The organism is Treponema ruminis (assembly GCF_014201975.1).
GTDB lineage: Bacteria > Spirochaetota > Spirochaetia > Treponematales > Treponemataceae > Treponema_D > Treponema_D ruminis.
In genome coordinates this window covers 132,033-151,830 of record NZ_JACHFQ010000001.1, presented here as the reverse complement: position 1 = coordinate 151,830, position 19,798 = coordinate 132,033, and the positions used below count along the sequence as shown (strand labels likewise).

General features: G+C 46.6%; 14 protein-coding genes. 11 read left to right on the top strand and 3 right to left on the bottom strand.

Going from position 1 to position 19,798, the window contains the following annotated elements; genetic code table 11:
- Positions 1–2 precede the first annotated feature (2 nt).
- The 5 genes from HNP76_RS00605 to HNP76_RS00585 are packed head-to-tail and all read left to right on the top strand — an operon-like array spanning position 3 to position 7,724.
- Positions 3–2,324, top strand: a complete 2,322-nt coding sequence (locus tag HNP76_RS00605; RefSeq protein WP_184656405.1) for a pallilysin-related adhesin — start codon at positions 3–5, stop codon at positions 2,322–2,324.
- 15 nt (positions 2,325–2,339) lie between these two features.
- A complete protein-coding gene (locus HNP76_RS00600) occupies positions 2,340–4,166 on the top strand; it encodes an alanine--tRNA ligase (protein WP_184656403.1) in 1,827 nt (608 codons plus the stop codon).
- Positions 4,167–4,219: 53 nt separating this feature from the next.
- Positions 4,220–5,299, top strand: coding sequence for an MOSP complex formation periplasmic protein, TDE1658 family (locus tag HNP76_RS00595; protein ID WP_184656401.1), 1,080 nt, complete (start codon positions 4,220–4,222; stop codon positions 5,297–5,299).
- Entirely contained in the window at positions 5,299–5,757 is a 459-nt protein-coding gene (gene nusB, locus HNP76_RS00590; RefSeq protein ID WP_184656399.1) for a transcription antitermination factor NusB, read from the top strand. The genes HNP76_RS00595 and nusB overlap by 1 nt, the downstream gene beginning before the upstream one ends.
- 32 nt (positions 5,758–5,789) lie before the next feature.
- Positions 5,790–7,724 (top strand): tetratricopeptide repeat protein, encoded by a 1,935-nt coding sequence (locus HNP76_RS00585; protein WP_184656397.1) that lies wholly within the window; start codon positions 5,790–5,792, stop codon positions 7,722–7,724.
- 223 nt (positions 7,725–7,947) lie between these two features.
- Here HNP76_RS00585 and HNP76_RS00580 read toward each other — a convergent pair whose 3' ends face one another.
- Complete coding sequence (locus HNP76_RS00580) at positions 7,948–8,220, bottom strand: co-chaperone GroES (RefSeq protein WP_184656395.1); 273 nt, start codon at positions 8,218–8,220, stop codon at positions 7,948–7,950.
- Between the two features lie 173 nt (positions 8,221–8,393).
- On the opposite strand from HNP76_RS00580, the gene HNP76_RS00575 reads away from it, so the two are divergent.
- From HNP76_RS00575 to HNP76_RS00555, 5 genes are all read left to right on the top strand, one after another.
- The gene (locus HNP76_RS00575) at positions 8,394–9,701 is read left to right on the top strand and encodes a TolC family protein (protein WP_184656393.1); all 1,308 of its coding nucleotides are present in this window, start codon (positions 8,394–8,396) and stop codon (positions 9,699–9,701) included.
- A 9-nt stretch (positions 9,702–9,710) separates the two neighbouring features.
- On the top strand, positions 9,711–10,649 hold the full coding sequence (locus tag HNP76_RS00570; protein WP_260308972.1) for an efflux RND transporter periplasmic adaptor subunit: 939 nt from the start codon (positions 9,711–9,713) through the stop codon (positions 10,647–10,649).
- Positions 10,650–10,762: 113 nt separating this feature from the next.
- Positions 10,763–13,879, top strand: coding sequence for an efflux RND transporter permease subunit (locus HNP76_RS00565; RefSeq protein WP_184656391.1), 3,117 nt, complete (start codon positions 10,763–10,765; stop codon positions 13,877–13,879).
- Complete coding sequence (locus tag HNP76_RS00560; protein WP_184656389.1) at positions 13,872–14,168, top strand: PG0541 family transporter-associated protein; 297 nt, start codon at positions 13,872–13,874, stop codon at positions 14,166–14,168. The genes HNP76_RS00565 and HNP76_RS00560 overlap by 8 nt, the downstream gene beginning before the upstream one ends.
- A 7-nt stretch (positions 14,169–14,175) precedes the next feature.
- A complete protein-coding gene (locus tag HNP76_RS00555) occupies positions 14,176–14,820 on the top strand; it encodes a pseudouridine synthase (protein ID WP_184656387.1) in 645 nt (214 codons plus the stop codon).
- On the opposite strand, the gene HNP76_RS00550 is transcribed toward HNP76_RS00555, so the two are convergent.
- Complete coding sequence (locus HNP76_RS00550; RefSeq protein WP_184656385.1) at positions 14,759–15,973, bottom strand: GGDEF domain-containing protein; 1,215 nt, start codon at positions 15,971–15,973, stop codon at positions 14,759–14,761. The genes HNP76_RS00555 and HNP76_RS00550 overlap by 62 nt on opposite strands.
- Positions 15,974–16,172: 199 nt before the next feature.
- A complete protein-coding gene (gene uvrC, locus HNP76_RS00545) occupies positions 16,173–18,206 on the bottom strand; it encodes an excinuclease ABC subunit UvrC (RefSeq protein WP_184657162.1) in 2,034 nt (677 codons plus the stop codon).
- Between the two features lie 103 nt (positions 18,207–18,309).
- Here uvrC and HNP76_RS00540 point away from each other — a divergent pair, with 103 nt between their 5' ends.
- Positions 18,310–19,791 carry a fibronectin type III domain-containing protein gene (locus HNP76_RS00540; protein WP_260308968.1) on the top strand — a complete coding sequence of 494 codons (1,482 nt, stop codon included), beginning with the start codon at positions 18,310–18,312 and terminating at the stop codon, positions 19,789–19,791.
- Positions 19,792–19,798 lie beyond the last annotated feature (7 nt).

Here is a 19,798-nt window from a genome sequence, read left to right as displayed (position 1 = left end):
CCATGAAACGATTAATTCCCGTCATCTTCGTGCTGGCGGGTGCGGCTCTTGCTCTTTTGTTTTTCAGCCGTAATCTTTTTGTAGTCGATAAATCAATTTCTCGTGCAAAAGTCGTTGTTCCAATCGTCGGCAATCCCGAATCAGGGCCTAAATCCAGTGATTATTCAGACGGCCTTGAGCACACTTCATTCATTCAACTTTCAAACGGCGAAACTTTAGTCGGTACTCTGGAAATGGACATAGACGGAGACGGTGCGGACGACCAGATTAATATGGTAAAAACTACTTCAAGTCCATATATCGTCCTTATCGTCGGTCTTTACGATTCAAAAACAGGCACTTATACCCGCTCAAATTATCTTGCAACTCAAATCACACAGATGAAAACCTTCGCCTGCACCAGCATGGACGTAATCGGAAATCATAAAAATTCCCTGGTTTATCAGGGCGTTACTGATTCAGGCAATGTAGTCCTCAAGATTTACGAGGGAACGCGGAATAAAAAGGGCGAATTCCTTCTCAGGCCAATCGGTGATTTTGAGGCAGACGGCACGATTTTCATTCAGCAGACTCCCCGCCCGGAAAGTTACGAACTTTCTCAGTCTAGGGGCGAGAGCTTCCCGGTCTGGGTTTACACTTCTGACCAGAAAAATCTCGGTTCTGATTCTTCCCAGCTTGATCAGATTCAGACCATGTATGAGTGGAGCGAGGAAGAGGGCGCTTATATCGCAACAAGAACCCTCCGCGTATCAGGAAACCGGGTCGCCGCCAAAGAACTGGCCCGAATTCAGGACGGAACGGTCGCAACTTTCGGCAAATTCCTGGAAGGCCTCTGGTACAAAACAGAAAACACAGGCTCAAAAATCCGCTACATTTCCTTTGACTACGCCAATTCCGAAATCATCTTTGAATATGAGGATTCCGAGGAAGTTTATTCCTGGCTCAAAAGCACCCTGCGCCGCAACGGAATCTATTTTTCTGCGGTAAACAAGTCAATCGAAAACCTGCAGCGCCGCTTTGACATTTCCCTGGTCAGCACCGACGAAATCAAAATCAAGCTCCAGGACGACGTCCGCATGTTAATCAACGAAAGCACCCAGTGGGACGGAAATTACAAGAAATTTACTGCAAGGGAGCCGGAAAGGGCAGGGGCAAGTCCTCAGGCAGAATGCATTGCCCGCCTCATCGAACAGGAAAACTGGGAAACAAACGACCACACGATTCTTAAATTTACTGACGCAAATTATGTTGCAAACGGTAAGTCTTCTTACGATTCAGGCCGCTTTACGACAAACGAAATTACCGGCAGCACTCTGATTCAGTTCCGTTCTGCCCATGAGCTTCCCTTCTTTAAGGAAAATTACCTTCCTTCCTTCCAGTCGGAAAAGGACAGGGACACGATTCTTCTCAATCCGGTTGTAATCAGCCCAGAAGGCTTTTATAAAGAACAGAATGCACCTCTGGTCCTCAAAAAATACACGCCTCCAAAAGAAGACGAGGTTGCAAAGGTCGAGGAAATTCAGTCATTCGTTCAGTCAGAAGCCCCTCAGAATTCAAAAGAGCCAAAACTTTCTGTTGGAATTTCTCCGCAATATTTCTCACCGGATGGCGATGGCGAATATGATGATCTCACGATTATGGTAAAGGCCGAGTGTGATTCTCCGATGTCAGCATGGTCTTTCACTGTGGAAGATCCTGCAACGCTCAAACCTTTCTGGATAGCAAAAGGCACTGACAAGCTGCAGGAAAAAATCATCTGGAACGGAAAAAGTGCCCGGGGCGAGGTCGTTCAGTCGGCTACTGATTATCCTTACGAATTTACTGTAACAGACTCAAACAATCTTTCAAGTACGGTAAAAGGCTTTGTAAAGGTCGATGTTCTTGTCGTTCGTGACGGCGAGAGGGTCAAAATTCAGGTTCCTTCCATTACATTCCGAAGTGATGCCGCTGATTTTAAAACGACCGAAGAACTCATGCAGAATCCGAATTACGACGGAAAAACAAAGGGCCTCGACCAGAAAACTCTCGAAAACAACGTAAAGGTTCTTGGCCGAATCTCGGAAATCCTCAAAAAATTCCGTGACTACAATGTTCAAATAGAAGGAAATGCAAACAATCTTTCCGGAACTCAGGCCGAAGAGGACGAAGTCAAGCTCCTTTCTGAGCAGCGCGCCCAGTATGTCCGTGACTGGCTCGTAAAAGACGGAGTTACGGCCGCAAACCTCAAGGCAGTCGGCAACGGCAGCAAAAATCCCGCAACTCTTTCTACGGCCCTCGAAGACCGCTGGAAGAACAGACGTGTAGAATTTATTTTGAAAAAGTAGTAAACTCTTTAGATTATGACAGCTAATGAGTTACGCTCAAAATATATTGAGTTTTTTAAGTCAAAGAATCATGTTGAGATTTCTGGACAGAGCCTGATTCCAGAAAATGACCCTTCAGTTTTGTTTACAATGGCCGGCATGCACCCGCTCGTTCCTTATTTGCTCGGTGAAAAACACCCGGCGGGCACACGATTGACCGACTATCAGAAGTGTATCCGCACTGGTGACATCGAAGAAGTCGGCGACCCAAGCCACCTCACTTGTTTTGAGATGCTCGGAAACTGGTCTTTGGGCGACTATTTCAAAAAAGAATCAATTGCTTTCTCTTACGAATTTCTTACAAGCAAAGACTGGCTCGGCCTTGATCCAAAAAAGATTTCAGTAACTGTTTTTGCTGGCGACGAGAACGCTCCTCGTGATGAAGAAGCCGCTGGTTACTGGAAGGAAAACGGCATGCCAGAAGATAAAATCGCTTATCTTCCTGCAAGCGACAACTGGTGGGCAGCAGGTCCAACAGGTCCTTGTGGTCCAGACACAGAAATTTTCTACTGGGTTGGCGAAGGCTTGCCTCCAGTTGGCTCAAACAAGGGCACAGATTCTGCAAACTGGATGGAAATCTGGAACAACGTCTTCATGCAGTACAACCGCATCGACGAAAAAACTCTCCTTCCATTGGAGAAAAAGAACGTTGATACAGGCATGGGCCTGGAGCGCACAAACTGTATTCTCCAGGGCAAAAAATCTGTTTACCTCACAGAAGTTTTCCAGCCAATCATCGCAAAAATCGAAGAACTTTCTTCATATAAATACGGTTCAGACGAAGAAAAGGACAAGTCAGTACGAATCATCGCTGACCATGCCCGCGCATCTGTCTTCATCATCGGTGACGTCCGCGGTGTAAGCCCGGATCGCGTTGGTGCAGGCTATGTTCTCCGCCGCTTAATCCGCCGTGCTGTCCGCCACGGAATGAAGCTCGGAATCGAAAAGGCCTTCCTTGCAGAAGTTGCAAATGTCGTAATCGAGAACTTCAAGTGCGCTTACCCTGAGCTTGAGACAAACGGCGACAAAGTCCGCAAAGAGCTCACAGCCGAGGAAGAAAAGTTCCGTGTAACACTTTCAAAGGGTGAGGCAGAGTTCCAGAAACTCCTTCCAAACCTCATGAAGAATCCTAAAAAAGAGATTTCTGGCAAAGTTGCCTTCCGTCTCTACGATACATTCGGCTTCCCTCTTGAGCTTACTCAGGAGCTTGGCGCAGAAAACGGCTTCACAGTCGATATCGAAGGCTTCAAAGAGGCAGAGCGCAAGCACCAGGAAGCTTCAAAATCACTCGATGCAGGAAAGGCTAAGGGCGGTCTTGCAGAGCAGAGCGACACAACAACAAAATATCATACCGCAACACACCTTTTGCAGCAGGCTCTGGTCAATGTTCTCGGCGACCAGGTTGCTCAGAAGGGCTCAAATATCAACAACGAGCGTATGCGTTTCGACTTTACTTTTGAGCGCCCTATGACAAAAGAAGAAATTCAGCAGGTCGAGGACATCGTTAATGCCAAGATAAAAGAAGATTTGCCAGTAACAATGGAAATCATGTCTCTTGAGGCAGCTCAGAAAGAAGGTGCACGAGCCCTCTTCACAAACAAATACGGCGAGGACGTAAAAGTCTACACAATCGGAAAAGATCCGAAATCAGACTGGTTCTCAAAGGAAGTTTGTGGCGGTCCTCACGTTCAGCACACAGCACAGATCGGCGAATTCAAAATCCAGAAGGAGCAGTCAAGCTCAGCCGGTGTACGCCGAATCCGTGCCGTAATTTCAGGCGGATTGCCGCTCGATCCACAGTAAAATTTGTAACGAAATTTGGGTATCTTTGTTATTACCCTTAGAGGAATTTTTAAATGAAAAAACTTGTAATTGCTGCAACACTTGCTCTTTCGATGGCGTTCGGTGCGTTCGCTCAGTCGGATTTACAGCCGTTGGCTGTCGTAAAACTCAATAAATCTGAGACAATCACGCTTAAGCAGCTTAAAAACCGCGTTGAAATTTATCAGAAGCAGAACAACACTTCAAATTTCACTGTAGAGCAGAAGAAAGAAATTCTTGACGCAATGATTGATGAAAAACTTGTCGTTCAGGCAGCTCAAAAGGCCGGCATGTCAATCACAGATACTCAGGTCAATCAGTACTTCCTTCAGAACGTCAGCCAGCAGGTTGGCCGTCCTGTAACAGAGTCAGAATTCTCAGAAATCGTTAAAAAGCAGACAGGTCAGTCACTCGATGACTTCATGAAAGTTCAGGTCGGAATGAACGTTGCTGATTACAAGGCATATCTCAAAAATCAGCTCATTGCCCAGCAGTATGTTCTCCAGAACAAAAAAGACGAAATCGCTAAACTCGCTCCAAAAGACGAGGATATCCGCAAATTCTACGACTTGAACAAGGCTTCTTTCGTACAGAATGATATGGTCAAACTCTTTCTGGTAGTTGTTCCAAAAGGTGACAACGCAGCCGGTGCAAAAATCAAGGCAGAGGCTCTTCTCAAAGGCGCAAAAGACAAATCTCTTTCTTACGACAAAATCAAGGCAGACAGCGGAAAAGACTATCAGGGCGGAGACCTGCTGATCGGTAAAACAGCTCAGCACGCTCAGCAACTTGGTATTTCTTACAATGATTTGCTTGAACTTTTCACACGCGATATCGGCTACATGTCAAAGCTCAACGAGACAGAAACTGACTTCCAGTTCTATGTAGTCCGCCAGAAGTACGCTGCAAAAATGCTTTCAATTTCTGATTTGGTTCAGCCGGAAACAACAATCACAGTTTACGACTACATCAAGCAGAATCTTACAAATCAGATGCAGAGCCAGGCGCTTATCGCCGCAGTTCAGGACATCACAAAAGGTCTTCGCACACCGAGCAACTTTGAATACAAGCAGAAAGAAGAAAAACTTAAAAAATTGCTTAACTGGGAAAAATAATGTCACGAAGAAAATCTAGAATTACCGCATTCCAGGGGCTTTACTCTTGGGATGTCGGCGGAATGAGTGAAAAAGACGTTCTCGAATTAAACTGGGTTGAATCAAATTCAACAGAAGCACGCGAGGGTGATGAAAACGAAGCCGAAGAATCGGCTCCAAAAGCAAAGTTTGATGACGAAAGTGCTGCTTTTACCCGCATGCTGATTGCCGGAACAATCGAAAACATCGAAAAGATTGACGAAACGATTAAAGCCCACCTCACAAACTGGGATTTCAGCCGCGTCAATAAAGTTACAATTGCTATTTTGCGAATGAGCGTCTATTCCCTCATGTTCACAAAAGATGTTGAGCCATCTATCGTAATCGATGAGGCAATTGACATCGCAAAGAACTACGGACCGGACGACTCATACAAGTTTGTGAATGCCATTCTCGACAATATAAAAAAAACGCTATAAAATGGAATGAAGATTAAAAATTGGAGTTCCACATGAAAAAATGTCCTGCTGTAAGAAAAATATTCGCTTTATGCACAATTCTTTTTCTGGCAGGAATTTTTTTTGCTTCCTGCTCAAAAACTGAAGATTCTTCATTTATGAGCGGAATGGAAAGCATCGACATTTTCATCAAGAATGGTGATGCTTCCGAAGCAATGCGTCTTCTCAAAAAATACGAAAAAAAGGCCTACAGTTCTTTTGCCCGCCTTGGAATTTACCGCCGCTACATGACTCTTGGCGAAGAAAAGCGGGCTGAAAAGGTTCTGGTAAAGGGCCTCAAAAAACTCCCCGACAATCTTGAACTTACAGCCGTTTACGGTCATTTCCTGCTCAGGCACGGTCAGCTTTTAAAAGCAATCGACATTACGAAAATCCTTGAGGGAACCAAATACGGCTCAATCCGTTCCGAAGCAATCATGAAAAAGCTCTTGCAGAACGAAAATCTTCAGGAACTTTCCAAGCAGCTTCTTTCCCGGGAAATTTCTTCCGCTTACTACGACACTTATGTCGGCACGAATGACAGCCGCTGGCTCCGTAACTGTGCCCTGATTTATCTTCTTCGTGGTGATTACGGCCTCGTTTCTTCCTTGCAGCGTGATCTTGAGGATTCACAGGATGCCCTTTTCTGGGCTTATGTTCAGTATGATTCAGGCAATTATGATATAGCTGTCCGCAATCTTGAACAGGTCCGCTCGCCAATCTTGAGGCCAAGCGCAGCCCTTCTTGCTTCTGATGCTTATATGATGCTTGATGATGAAGAAAGCGCTCAAATCAATCGAGAAGCCTTTATTTCTGATGCTCAGAAAAACGGAACAAAGATTCCGCCGTCAATTCTGGTCAATTCTTCGCTTTACGCCTTCCGTCATGAGCAGTACCGTAAGTCTTACGAAAACCTGATTGAAGCCCTTATCGAAGTCCCAGATTATATTCCTGCCCTCATCACTTACGGCAAGCTTTCCTGGAAGGACTCTCAGCCCCTTCAGATGTCGGAGCTTGAAAAGGCCCTTCGAAAAACAAGCCTGCGCACCAATAAAATGCGGGAATATGACGAGCGGCCAAAATTTACGATTGCCGATGCCCTTTACCGAATGCAGGACACCCTTGAGCGGGAAAGCAAGGCCGGAATCAAGCACAACGATGATTTGATTGTCGAACGCCTTTCACTTTATCTCAAAGACAACCCGGAGCTTAATCTCACTCAAAAAACTGCGGCTATTTGGGAAGAACTTGAGCAGAACGAGCTGGGCACAAATCTTTATCCGTCTCATCTGGTTCAGTTTGCGGTTCAGAAATTCCTGTCACTCGGGTTGATTGAAGAAGGCCGCGAGCTTTTCATGAATTATATTGATGCCAAATTTGACTTGAACTATCGGAAGAAGGCCAGCGAAGCTGGTACAAGCGAAATGGTTCAGACCGATATTTTTGGTGGCGAAAAGATTGAAAGGGTGTCCGTGATTCCAGAAAGCGTTGCCCGCCTTGCCTTTGGAGACCGGGCAGCAGACAAATCAGACCGGATGGAAATCTGGGAAATTGAATTTGCGGCTTATTTCTCCCTGCTCGAAAAAAATATTTCTGCGGCAAAACGCCTTTATGAGTACGTGCTTTTTGAAACCGGCGGCGTAAAAAATGCAAATGCTTCCGGAAACATCAGCTCGATGTCACCACTGGCGGCTTCTTCGAGCGCGGCAAATCTTGCGATGATTTATTCAAGCACTGGCGAGCGCAAAAAGGCTCTTGCACTTTATTCTCTGGCTGCAGGAAAGTCAAAATCCAGGGAAATTAAGTCAAAATTACTGTATAGAAATGCAAAAATTCAGGCTGAAATGGGTGATTTGGATGCGGCAAGAACGTCTTTGCGCTACAGCCTTAGTTTGGATATGAGCAACGCGGATGCACGATTACTAAAACGTCAGATAGAAAATAAATAGGTTTTTACAATTTTTGTGATAAAACAAAAAAAAGGCTTCCAGTCGTGAAAACGGCTTATCGAAACCGCAGGCTAGCCTGCTACACGCGTTTTGTGCTTGTAACTATATACGTTTGCCGCTTACGCGGCAGCACAAAACGAGTGTTTTCGTAAGCCGTTTCACTCCTTCACGCCTTTTTTTTGCATTTGTCTGCAAGTGAAAAATATTTTATTTTCTTCTTTTACTACTCTACTACGGCGATGATGTCGCTGTTCTTAACGATGAGGTAGTCCTCGCCGTCCATTTTTACCTGGACTCCGGCGTATTTGTCGTACATTACTCGGTCACCGACTTTTACTGTGATTGGGTCTTTTTCTGTTCCTGGACCTACGGCTTCAACTGTGGCTGTCTGAGTTTTTTCCTGAGCTGTCTCTGGAATGATGATTCCTGAAGCAGTTTTTGTCTCGGCCTTTTCCTGTTTGAGAAGAACGCGGTCAGCTAATGGTTTGAGTTTCATATATTTCCTCCAAATATTAAATCATTTTGATACTTTAAAAATATAGAATTTTCCGCAATTCGGCAAGGAAAATTTTTCTTTATCCCAAAGCAGCAGCCAAAATGTAAGATATTTCTTATTGACCCACCAGCATTTTTGTTGAAACTAAATTTTTTTGCCGATGTTATAAGGGTATGAAAAGTAAAATTTTGGTGTCGGTGGTGCTACTTCTGGCTTCATCGATGAGTTTCGGACAATCAGATGAGGCTGTCCGTTCGCTGACTGTTGATGAGGCGGTTGAGCTTGCAAAAAAGAACAATGTTTCGGTTGCCCGCTCTCAGATTACTCTTGATGCGGCGGCGAGGGCAAAATCTCATTCCTGGAACAGTATAAGTCCAACGGCTAGCCTTTCTGCTTCGTCTACTGTTCCTATTGATGCTTTGAGTGATGTGGATTCAAATTACACGGCTAGCTTTGGTCTTTCGGCGACAGTTTCCCTTTCTTTGAGCGCTAATCTTTACACTTCCATGAACGCGGCGAAAATTGCATATGAATCCGGCAAGCTGACTTTTGATGATGCGGTTAAATCCGTGGAACTTGGCGTGCGCGAGGCTTTTTACGGTCTTCTGTACGAACGTGAGAACATTGTCTTGCAGGAACGCAACCTTGAGATTGCTAAAACTCAGTACAACAACAACCTTGCAAAATACAATCAGGGACGGCTGAGTGAAATCGACGTTCTTTCTGCGGAAGTAAATTACAAGAGTAAGATTCCGACACTTGAGAGCGCGAGAACGACTTTTCTGAACGACATGGCAAGTTTCAAGCAGACTCTGGGCCTTAAGCTCAACGAAAAAATCGAGCTGGCCGGAACTCTTGATGATTTGATAAACCTGAACGAAATTTCGGTTGATCTGAAAAGCGTGCAGTCTTCTTCCATTAAACAGCTTGAGTACAAGATTGAAAATGCGAAGAATTCCGTGCTGAGCAAGAGGTTTTCGGCATACGCCCCGAATTTGAACGCTTCATTTAACTGGAGCGATGAAAAGTGGTATGTCGGCTATGACGGAACGCCTGAGGATCCGAAAAAATCTGCTTCAGTAAGGCTTTCGGCTTCAATTCCTCTGGACGGCATTCTTCCCTGGTCTGAGCGAAATGATGCGATTGATACGGCAGAGGACACGGTCAAGGATCTGGAACTTCAGCTTGATAATGAAAAGAAAAATCTGGCACGAACAGTAATGTCGAGCTTACGGTCGATTAAGCAGAGCCAGGAGTCAATAAAATACAAGCAGGCTAACGTCACTTTGGCGCAAAAGACTTATGACATGACGGCTGAGGCCTACAATCGCGGTACAAAGGACCTGCTCACCCTGCAGAACGCGAATACATCTTTGCTGAACGCACAGGTCTCCTTGAAGAGCGAGACATTAACGCTGATTAAAGCTATTTTGAATCTTGAAAACACTATCGGCGTTGAATTCGGAACATTGGGAAAATAGGAGTTGATTATGAAATTGAAGTTGACTAAGCCGCAGATTGTTGTCGTGGCTGTGCTGGCCCTGCTGGCCCTCTGCATTGTAATTGCCAAAAAACAGGCCGGAGCAAATCAGGGGCCGGGAGCAATGAGGAGGGGACGAGGCGGAAATTCTGTTGTCTCGGTAAAAACTCAGATTCTTGAAGAAACTGTCCTGCACGGTTACATCTCGACAAACGGTGAAATCGAAAGTCAGAACTCGGTAAACGTTTTCCCGGATGTTTCAGGAAAAGTCATGGAAACGAACGTAATGCTGGGCTCTCCTGTTAAGCGCGGCGACATTATTGCCTACATTGACCCGAGTGCGCCAGGTCAGTATTACAAGAAAAGTCCGGTTTATGCTCCGATTTCAGGAAGCATCATTTCAACTCCCCTTAAAAACGGAACTACGGTCTCGACAAATACGACAATTGCAATTATCGGTGACATAGCGAATTTGCAAGTCAGCGCGAATATTCCTGAACGTTTTGTAGCAGTCCTAAAAACAGGACTTAAGGCTGACATTTCAGTTGAAGCCTATCCCGGTGTGATTTTTAAGGCGACCGTTACTAGAGTCAGCCCGGTTGTCGACACGACCAGCCGTACAAAGGAAGTTATACTTCATTTTGATTCTAAGGACGAGAGGGTTAATGCGGGAATGTTCGGCAAGGTTAAGCTTTTTACGGAAGATTACACGGGTCAGGTTGTAATGCCAAAAGATTCGCTTGTTCAGAACGGAGACAGCTATTTTGCCTATGTTGTGAACGAGGATTCTACGGTTTCAAAACGCGAAGTTACCCTTGGAAATACGGTTGATGGAATCGTTCAGATTTTGACAGGCGTAAAGGCTGGCGAAAGGGTAGTTGTTCAGGGACAGACATCTCTGGGCGACGGTTCCAAGATTCAGGATATTACGAATGGAGTAAGTAGGTAGCAATGAGCAATTAAAGGGGGATGTCTCCCCCTCGCTCCAAAGCGTTGCTTTTCCGCTACCCCCTCTGCGGGGCCTCCCCGCAACGCCCCATTTTTTATTATTGAGGACTTTTTATGAGTATATCTAAAAAAACGCTTGATCATCCTGTGCTCACGCTGATTGTCTTTGTTCTTCTCCTGATTATGGGATTGTTCACGCTCAAAAATGTAGCAATCAGTTTGATGCCGGATGTTGAGAATCCTTACATCACGGTGCGAACTTCATACACGAACGCAGGACCGGAATCTGTCGAAAAAGCCGTAACTAAGGTACTTGAAGGACAACTTGTTTCGGTGAGCGGACTCAAAAATCTTACTTCGACTTCTTCAGCAGGCTCTTCTTCAATTTCTCTTGAATTCAATTATGGAACCGACCTGGATTCTGCGACCAACGACGTGCGCGACAAAATCAGCCGCGTAACAAGGAATTTGCCGGATGAGGCAGGAACACCGACTATTTTTAAGATGGATTCGGATTCCATGCCGATTATGCGAATTGCGGTGCGGGGAAACCGTTCAAATGATGATTTAAAGCAGATTGCCGAAGACCAGATTGTTGACTTGTTCGAGCAGGTTGACGGCATTGCTGAAGCCAGCGTTTCCGGTGGACGGCAGAAAATCGTTCGCGTGGACATTTCCCAGAACAGGCTTGCGGCTTACGGCCTTACCATGGCAGGCGTTTATTCGGCTCTGGGTAAGCAGAATCTTGAGCTTGGCGGCGGAAAAATCACAGAGGGAACCCACGACTACACAATCCGAACGACAGGCGAATTTGCCAGCATCGATGAAGTAAACAATACGATTATCACGACCTTGAACGGCTACGGAGTTAAGCTCAGCGACATAGGCCGGGCCTACATGGGCTACAAGGACAAGTCCAGCGAAGTTTACATCAACGGTCAGCAGGGCGTTTATGTGAGCATCACCAAGCAGTCGGGCAAAAATACCGTTACTGTTGCAAAGGCGGCCCGGGAAAAGCTTGCTGAAATCCAGGAAATTTTGCCGAGCGACATCCGCCTTGAGATAATCCGCGATTCTTCCACATCAATCAACGATACAATCAACACTCTGATTGAGTCAGCCTATACAGGTCTCTTGCTTGCGGTCATAATTCTTTTCCTCTTTTTGAAGTCGGGCAAGTCAACGATGATTATCGCGATTTCGATTCCGCTTTCCATCGTTATTACCCTTTTGTGCATGAATTTTGCCGGAATCACCCTCAACATGATGACTTTGACAGGCCTTATTCTGGGTGTCGGTATGATTGTAGACGCCTCCATCGTTATGATTGAAAATATCTACGTCTACAGGACCCGCGGGGCCCAGCCAAAAGTTGCGGCGGTTCTCGGTTCCCAGGAAATGGTCATGTCGGTCGTTTCGGGTAACCTCACAACAATCTGTGTTTTCATTCCTTTCCTTTTCTTCATGAAGAATCTGGGCATGATGGGACAGATGTTCAAGGGAATCATTTTTACGGTCGTAATCGCCCTTGTCTCTTCACTTTTCGTAGCGATTTTCCTTGTTCCTGTTCTGGCGGGCAAATTCTTCCCCCTCACCAACCGCAAGGAAAAGCCGGTGACTTTCAAGCCCCTCAAAAGATTCTATGAACTGCTTGAAATTCCACTTGTTAAGCTGACTGGCCTTTACCGCCGGGCCCTTAATTCAGCCCTTTCCCACAGGCTGGTCACCTGTATTGTCTGCGTCAGCGTCCTTTTGATGGCATTTGTCTTTATTCCGACTCTGCGAATCCAGATGATGACCGGCGGCAGCGATGACAGCGTTACTTTGAACCTGACCATGCCGATCGGAACCACTCTGAGCGAAACTACAGCCGTCATCAAGTCTTTTGAAAAAATCTGTGAGGAAGAAATAAAGGGATACACAACCCTGATTACTTCGATTGGAACCGGCTGGGGCTCAAGCTCATCCTACAAGGCTTCGATTCAGATAAACCTGCCTTCAACCGAAGAGCAGATTGACACCAGCGAGACGATTCAGCAGAAACTCCGCGCCCATTTCGGGGATTTCACCGATGCCCGCTTCTCTTTCTCCCAGGGATTCATGCGGCAGATGACAGGTGCTTCCTTCAAGCTGAAAATCCGCTCGGACGATTTGGATGCGGCCCTCAAAGTTGCTGCCCAGGTTCGTGGCGTTATGGAGACGATTCCTGATATCGGTGAGGTTTCGATTGATACCGAGGAAGGCTTGCCAGAGGTTGAAATTGAAATCGACCGCCAGAGGGCCTATTCTTTCGGTGTTGACGTTACGACGGTCGCAAGGGAAATCAACTATGCGATTAACGGCGTTACTGCCACAACTTACCGCCAGGACGGAAAGGAATACAGCATGGTTCTGCTTTACCAGCCAGGTGACAGGCAGAGCGTTTCTGACCTGGAACAGATTTATGTGAACGGCAGCAAGGGCAAGGTCAGCGTGGCGAACTTTGCGAAAGTCGTAAAGGGACTGGGACCGGTTTCAATCCGACGTGCAAACCAGACCCGGGTTGTCACAGTTAGCGCGGACAACAACGGTAAGCGAAATGACTACGAGGTCGAGGATGACATCAAGGCCGGAATTGCCAGCACCTTCATCGTGCCGGACGGAGTTACGATTTCTTACGAGGGCAACTGGAAGGACACTCAGGAGCAGGGAAGGGTTTACGGTCTTATCATATTGATGGCGATTCTGCTCGTTTTCGGAGTAATGGCCGGAACCTACGAGAGCTTTAAGGCTCCCTTCATCAACCTGATGACAATTCCGTTCCTGATTATCGGCGTTGTATTCGTTTACAAGCTGACCGGACAGGCATTCAGCATGATGAGTGCGGTCGGTCTGATTATGCTGGTTGGAATCGTCGTAAACAACGGAATCATCCTCGTTGACTACACGAATCTTTTGATTGACCGCGGCTACAAAATGAAGGAAGCCTGTCTCGAAGCCGGTGCAAGCCGACTGCGCCCGGTTTTGATGACAACCCTGACCACGATTTTGGGCATGGTCCCCATGTGCTTTGCGACAAGCGGAAGTGCGGGCATGGTTCAGCCAATCGGTGTTGCCGTAGTCGGTGGCCTTACAAGTTCCACCTTCATCACCCTCTTCTTCATCCCGGTCTTGTACTCGCTCATCATGAAGGAAAAGAACATACACAAGAGCAGAATCAAGGTGCTTCTGGCGGAGGATAAAAATGACTAGATGTGAAATTATCGCCAATCAATCCGTGCAGGACGAAATCGTCTCGCTCATGGAAGAACATATTCCCGGCGTTCTTTACACAATCATTCCGACTGTAGTGGGCCGGGGCAAAAATTCCTACAAAATGGGAAACGGCACCTGGCCTGAGACCAACTTTATCCTTGTGAGCTACATCGAGGATGAGCATGTCGCCATGATGAAAGCAATAATCAAGGCTGTAAAGGAAAGGTTCACAGGCGAGGGAATTAAGCTCTTTCTTGTAAAGGCGGAAGAAAGCGACGGCGAATAGCTTAAAAATGCGTTATAAAAAAGTTCCTTCCGAGTATTATTACTTTCTCATGAACAAGGCTGCGGGCGAGGTTTGTTCCACTGTGAGTGACAGTCACCGCACTGTCTATGAGCATTTTTCACCCGACCAGCTTATTTCAAACGGCGCAAAACTTCATTCCGTGGGGCGGCTGGATTGTGACACGGAAGGACTCCTGCTTTTCACAAACGACGGAAAACTTTCAGACTACCTGACCCGCCCGGAAAACAAAATCGAAAAGACATATTTCGTCCGCCTGAAAAATTTGGTCACAGAAATTCAACAGAAGGAATACTGCCAGAAAGCCGGGCAGGGCCTAACCCTTCCTCCAGAAAAAAAATCCCCTGAACAGAAATCCAGCGGAGCCCAAATCCACTGGCTCTCCCCCAGCGAATGCCAAATCACCCTGACCGAAGGCAAATTCCACGAAGTAAAAAGAATCTTCCGCGCTATGGAAAACGAAGTAATTTACCTAAAAAGAATCCGCTTCGCCGGCCTTGACTTGGACAAAAATTTAAAACCAGGCGAGTCGCGCCCTCTCTATGAAAGTGAAATCTGTGACTTGAAAATCACTACTCGTCTTGATTTTCAAGTTCCGCTTCACGGTGCGCTATTTCCTTCATCTCGTACATGAGCTTGTCTGCGTGCGTGAGGAAAGTGCGGAAATCCTTGAATTCCTTTTTGTAGTAGGTGTAGCCGACGCTGATTGAGATTTTATATGGTGCGTTCAGCTCTTCGTTCTTCTTTTGAATGAGGTCGTGGATTTTTTCGTTGAGAAGATTGGCTTCTTCGGGCGTAAAGACAACGCCGATTACGAATTCGTCGCCACCAAAGCGGCTCATGATGCACTTTCGGTAAATGTGGGAGCAGGCCTGCTTGAGCACGTCGGCGGTTGCAATCAAAGCCCGGTCGCCCTCGTTGTGGCCGTAAGTGTCGTTGATAGACTTGAATTTGTTGAGGTCCATCATGAAGAGGTAGAGGCAGTCGATTGTGGAATGAGGTTCCTCGTTTATGCGGCGGATCTGCTCCTGGAAAAATCGCTCGCCCTGCCTGCGGTTATTGATTCCGGTGAGGGAATCGATTGTAACCAGGTCACGCATCTGGAAAATGTAGATGATGAGGGTGGCGAAAGTAAAGCCCATGGCAAACGATGGCAAAGTCCAGTATTTGGTGTGCAGATAAGCTCCGATTAAAACTGGAACTGCGTAAATTGCCGCAAAACTGTATTGTTCCTTTGCGAAATCATTCTGGGTTTTAAAATAGAAAACAAGTGAAATTATCGCGAAGATAATTATGTAGCCGAACATGAAGGTCATGTAGAGGCTGTACAGAGGCCCTTTGAGCAGTACGCCAATTGAATTGATGCTGAAAAAAAGGCCTGTCAAAGGGGTTGTGAATGTGAGAATGATGAAAAATACAAAAGGAATGAAAACCAGCTGGAGCTTTTTGGGCAAAACTCCGCTTGTGACAGACTCCCAGATTGAAAGGAAAAAACGACAGATTGTGTAGGAGCAAAATGTCATGACTGTGTAAGTGAAAATGTTGGTGAGGTAGCGCGAAAGTTGAGTGCATGGAATGACCACATTGCTGAATGCCAGCACCCAGATTACGTCTGCAAAGCAATAAATGATTACCGTGATCAGTACAGCGAGAAGATGAAGCCTTTTGTTATTGCGCTCAACATCTGACAGTGTTGTATAAAGCAAGATTCCCATTATGCCGGCACAAAATAAATCGGCTAGTACATAAAAGAAAGCAATTGCCTCACGAGGACATGAAAAAAACATAGCTAATCTAATTATATTTCAGTATAACACGGTTTTGAACAAAACAACAAGGATTTTTTCATATCCCGTGATAATTTTGGGCGCAAATTTGCCTGCTGATGGGCTTTTCGCCCTTCGCTAACGCTCATTACCGCGCAGCTTCCGACATCGCGTAAGCAACACGGCAACTTCGGGGCTACAATCCCTGCGCAGTCTTTTTTTATTCCAGGGCCGCATCCGCCAGACTTGAGGTATAAGATTCGTCCCCTTCTGAACCGCCAGTGCCAAGCTGAGCCTGAAAGATTGTCTTCTTTGGCTCTTTAGTCTCATTGCGTTTTTCAAGCTCGGCCCGGGCAGCCAAAAGAATTTCGCTTGCTTCCGGGGCACGGATATGCAAAACCTGGGCAATCCGGGCTTCCTCGGCTGCGGCAAGATTTTCGAGTGTTGTAAAAGTCTTGATGAGGATTTTTTCCCTCTTTTCGCCGACGTGAGGAAGATTTATGAAGACTGAGACCGTGTTTTCCTTTGTGCGCAGAGGCTGGTTGCGGCTTGTCGCAAAACGGTGGGTTTCGTCACGTACGCGCTGTAAAAGCCTGAGTGCATCGCTCCGCCGCGGCAGGCAAATCGGATGGCTTGCATGGGGCCGCCAGATTTCCTCGTCGCGCTTGGCAAGACCCGCAATCGGAATGTCGAGGTTAAGCATTTTGAGGATTCCGTCAACGGCGTTTACCTGACCGATGCCACCGTCGATAAGGATAAGGTCTGGAAGCTCGGCGTTTTCGTTTGAAAGCCGGGAATATCTTCGGGTGGCGGCTTCTCTCATTGAGGCAAAGTCGTCGATTACGCCGTTAGTCGTTTTAAGCCTGAAGTAGCGGTAATTTTTCTTATCAGGATTTCCCTTCCAGAAGCTGATAAGAGATGCGACCGGGAATTTTCCGCCGATATGGGCAATATCAAAGCCCTCGATTCGCTCAGGCAGCCGGGGCAAATTAAGCAAATCCTTAAGTTCCTGCAGAGCCGGCATGTCTCCGCGCTCTCGTATCCGCCGGATGATGTCTTCCTTGGCGTTCTCGCGGGCCATGTTCAAAGCCGCAATATCACGAGAGGAGTTAGGAGTGAGGAGGGAGGCGTTATGCTTTGCTTCGTCACTTCGTTCCTCGCAGTGACTAGCGCTGGAACTTCCGCTACCTGCTTCGCTCCCCGCAGAGAGGGTAGCCGATTCTTTAGATGAGGCGCAGGGGGAGACTTCCCCCTCCAATTGTTCAAGCCATTTTTCGAGGAATTCCGTGTTGTCCTTTTCGTCGATAAAAATCTTGGGCGGCAGGGAATCTTTGTCCGTGTAGTAGGCCCGTGCAAACTCTTCGAGAAGCTCGTCGTCTTCGTTCAGGCTTTCGACCCGGTAATTGTCACGGCCCAAAAGCTTTCCTCCTCGGATTTTGAGAACCGTAAAGCTAACAAGCTCGCCCTCCCGCCAGTGTGCTATGTAGTCCCGGTCCTCGGCGGCAAAATCTTCGACTATGTTCTGATTCTGCATGATTGTGAGTGCACGGAGTCCGTCACGCAGTCGGGCCGCTTTTTCAAAGTTCAGGCTGGCGGCTGCTTCCTTCATCTGGGCTGTGAGTTTATTTACTGTTTCATCGCCTTTCCCCTCAAGTAGAGAGCGAATTTCTTCGATATATACATTATAGGTCTCTTTATCGATTTTATTGCAGCACGGAGCTTTACAACGCCCGATGTGATAATACATGCAGGGAGCCTCACGCTTTTTGAAAGTCCGGCAATGCCTTACGGGGTAAACCTTGTAGAGGCTGTCGATGAAAGTGTCGAGGGCGCCTGAATCCGGATAGGGACCGAAATATGTGGCACCATCAGTGCGATGAACCTGGCGTGTTTTGTAAAAGCGCGGAAATTCCTCGTTTGTGATTTTGAGAACGGGGTAAGATTTTCCGTCTTTGAGCTGGATGTTGTAGCGGGGATTGTACTTCTTGATTAAGTTGTTCTCAAGAAGAAAGGCCTCGTACTCATTGCTTGTTGTGATGTACTCGATTGATGCCGCATTTGAGACGAGTAGCTGGGTTTTTATGCCCCTATCGCCCGAAAAATAAGAGGAGAGCCTGTTTTTCAGGTTCTTTGCTTTGCCAACATAAATGACGGTTTCTTCGTGATTCCGCCAAAGATATACACCGCTTGAGGAGGGCGCCCTTAACGCAGTTTCGTGAAGTTTTTCATATTCTGATGTTTTGGTCGTAAGCATAATGAAAGTTGTATCTAGTTTAATGAATTTTTCAAAAAGTGTCAGTGAAAGACTGAACGGTCTGGCAGGCTTGAGAAAACTCTTTCTCATTGCCAATTTCTCATTGCTAATTTCTAATTTTTCTTTTGCCACACCGAAGACTCTCGTGCTTGGCGGAGACAAGGGCTGGGGCGAGATTGCTTCGATGAACGGCGTAATTGTAGGCAATCAGAACGGCCAGTTTGGCTACGATGCGGTTGAGCTTTCTACGATGACTACAAATGTCGATTACGCGACTGACATGCTCATCACTTTTGATGACGATAAATTCTGCGATGTCATGGGAAATTACACCGTGATGTCAAACAACCTGATTCCGACTCACGATGCTGTCAAGGGAACTGGCGCAGGCCTCAGCCGGGGCAGCAAAAAAGGAATCATCCTCAGCGGAAACAAAAACGCCCTCTTCGGCCATGACGGTCTGGCTGGCTCATTCACGATTGAATTCTGGCTCTGTCCTTCACTTGCAGAAAACGGCGAAATGGTTTTGTCATGGCGCTCTTCCCTGAGTGATGACGTTCATTCAGAATATCAGATGATTTCGGCCTCTTTCTTTAATAACCACCTTGAATGGGTATTCAATAATATTTTCGTTCCTTATCCTGGACATGAGATTCACCTTTCTGGAGTCAGCACGGTCGTTCCAAACAAGTGGACCCGCCACACCCTTTCTTTTGATCAGGAATCAGGTCTTCTGGAATATCTCGTTGACGGACGAACTGAGGCAATCAGATTCATCACTGACAACGGACATGAATATGGAACTGTCTGCTATCCGATTTTTGGCGTAAAGGCAGGAATCGAGCTTTGTCCTGATTATGTCGGCAAAATCGACAACTTCAGGATTTCACGCTCAAGCGCAAAGAATGAAAGAAGCGATATTTTTGCAAGCGGAAATGAAAAATACAGAATCAACGGCGGAAAATTCGTAACAAAACCTCTCCTGGTTTCTCAGGCCGCTGTCGTAAACGAAATTGAGGCCCTGATGAACGTGCCTTCACAGACTGACATCAGGTTTTATGTCCGCTCAGGTGACAATTGCTACGGCTGGACTGACACTTATCCTGTTTGGCGGGAAATCGTTCCCGGTGAGAAAATCAGGGGCGTAAAGGGGCTCTACTTCCAGCTTTCTGCCGAGCTTTTGCCGGACGGTGCCGGAAGCCGAAGTCCGCGTCTTTCTGAAATCGTCATAAAGTATGATGAGCAGAACGACCCGCTGCCACCATTCGCAGTTTCTGCAATTCCGGGAGACGGTTCGGTTACACTCAACTGGAGCCATTCGGTTGATGACAATGCAGGCGGATATTATGTTTACTACGGAAACAGACCGGGCGAATATCTGGGAAGGGTTGCCGTTCAGGGAAGTTCACCTGTCAATGTCGGAAACGTGACCAGCGTGACCCTTACGGGGCTTGATAATGGAAGGATTTACTATTTTGCGGTGAGCGCATATTCCAAAGTGGACGGAAGAATCAACGGAATGCTTTCAAAAGAAGTTTTCGCCCGTCCAAGCTCGCGGCTTTCACAGGGATTGTCCAAAAAATAAAAAAACG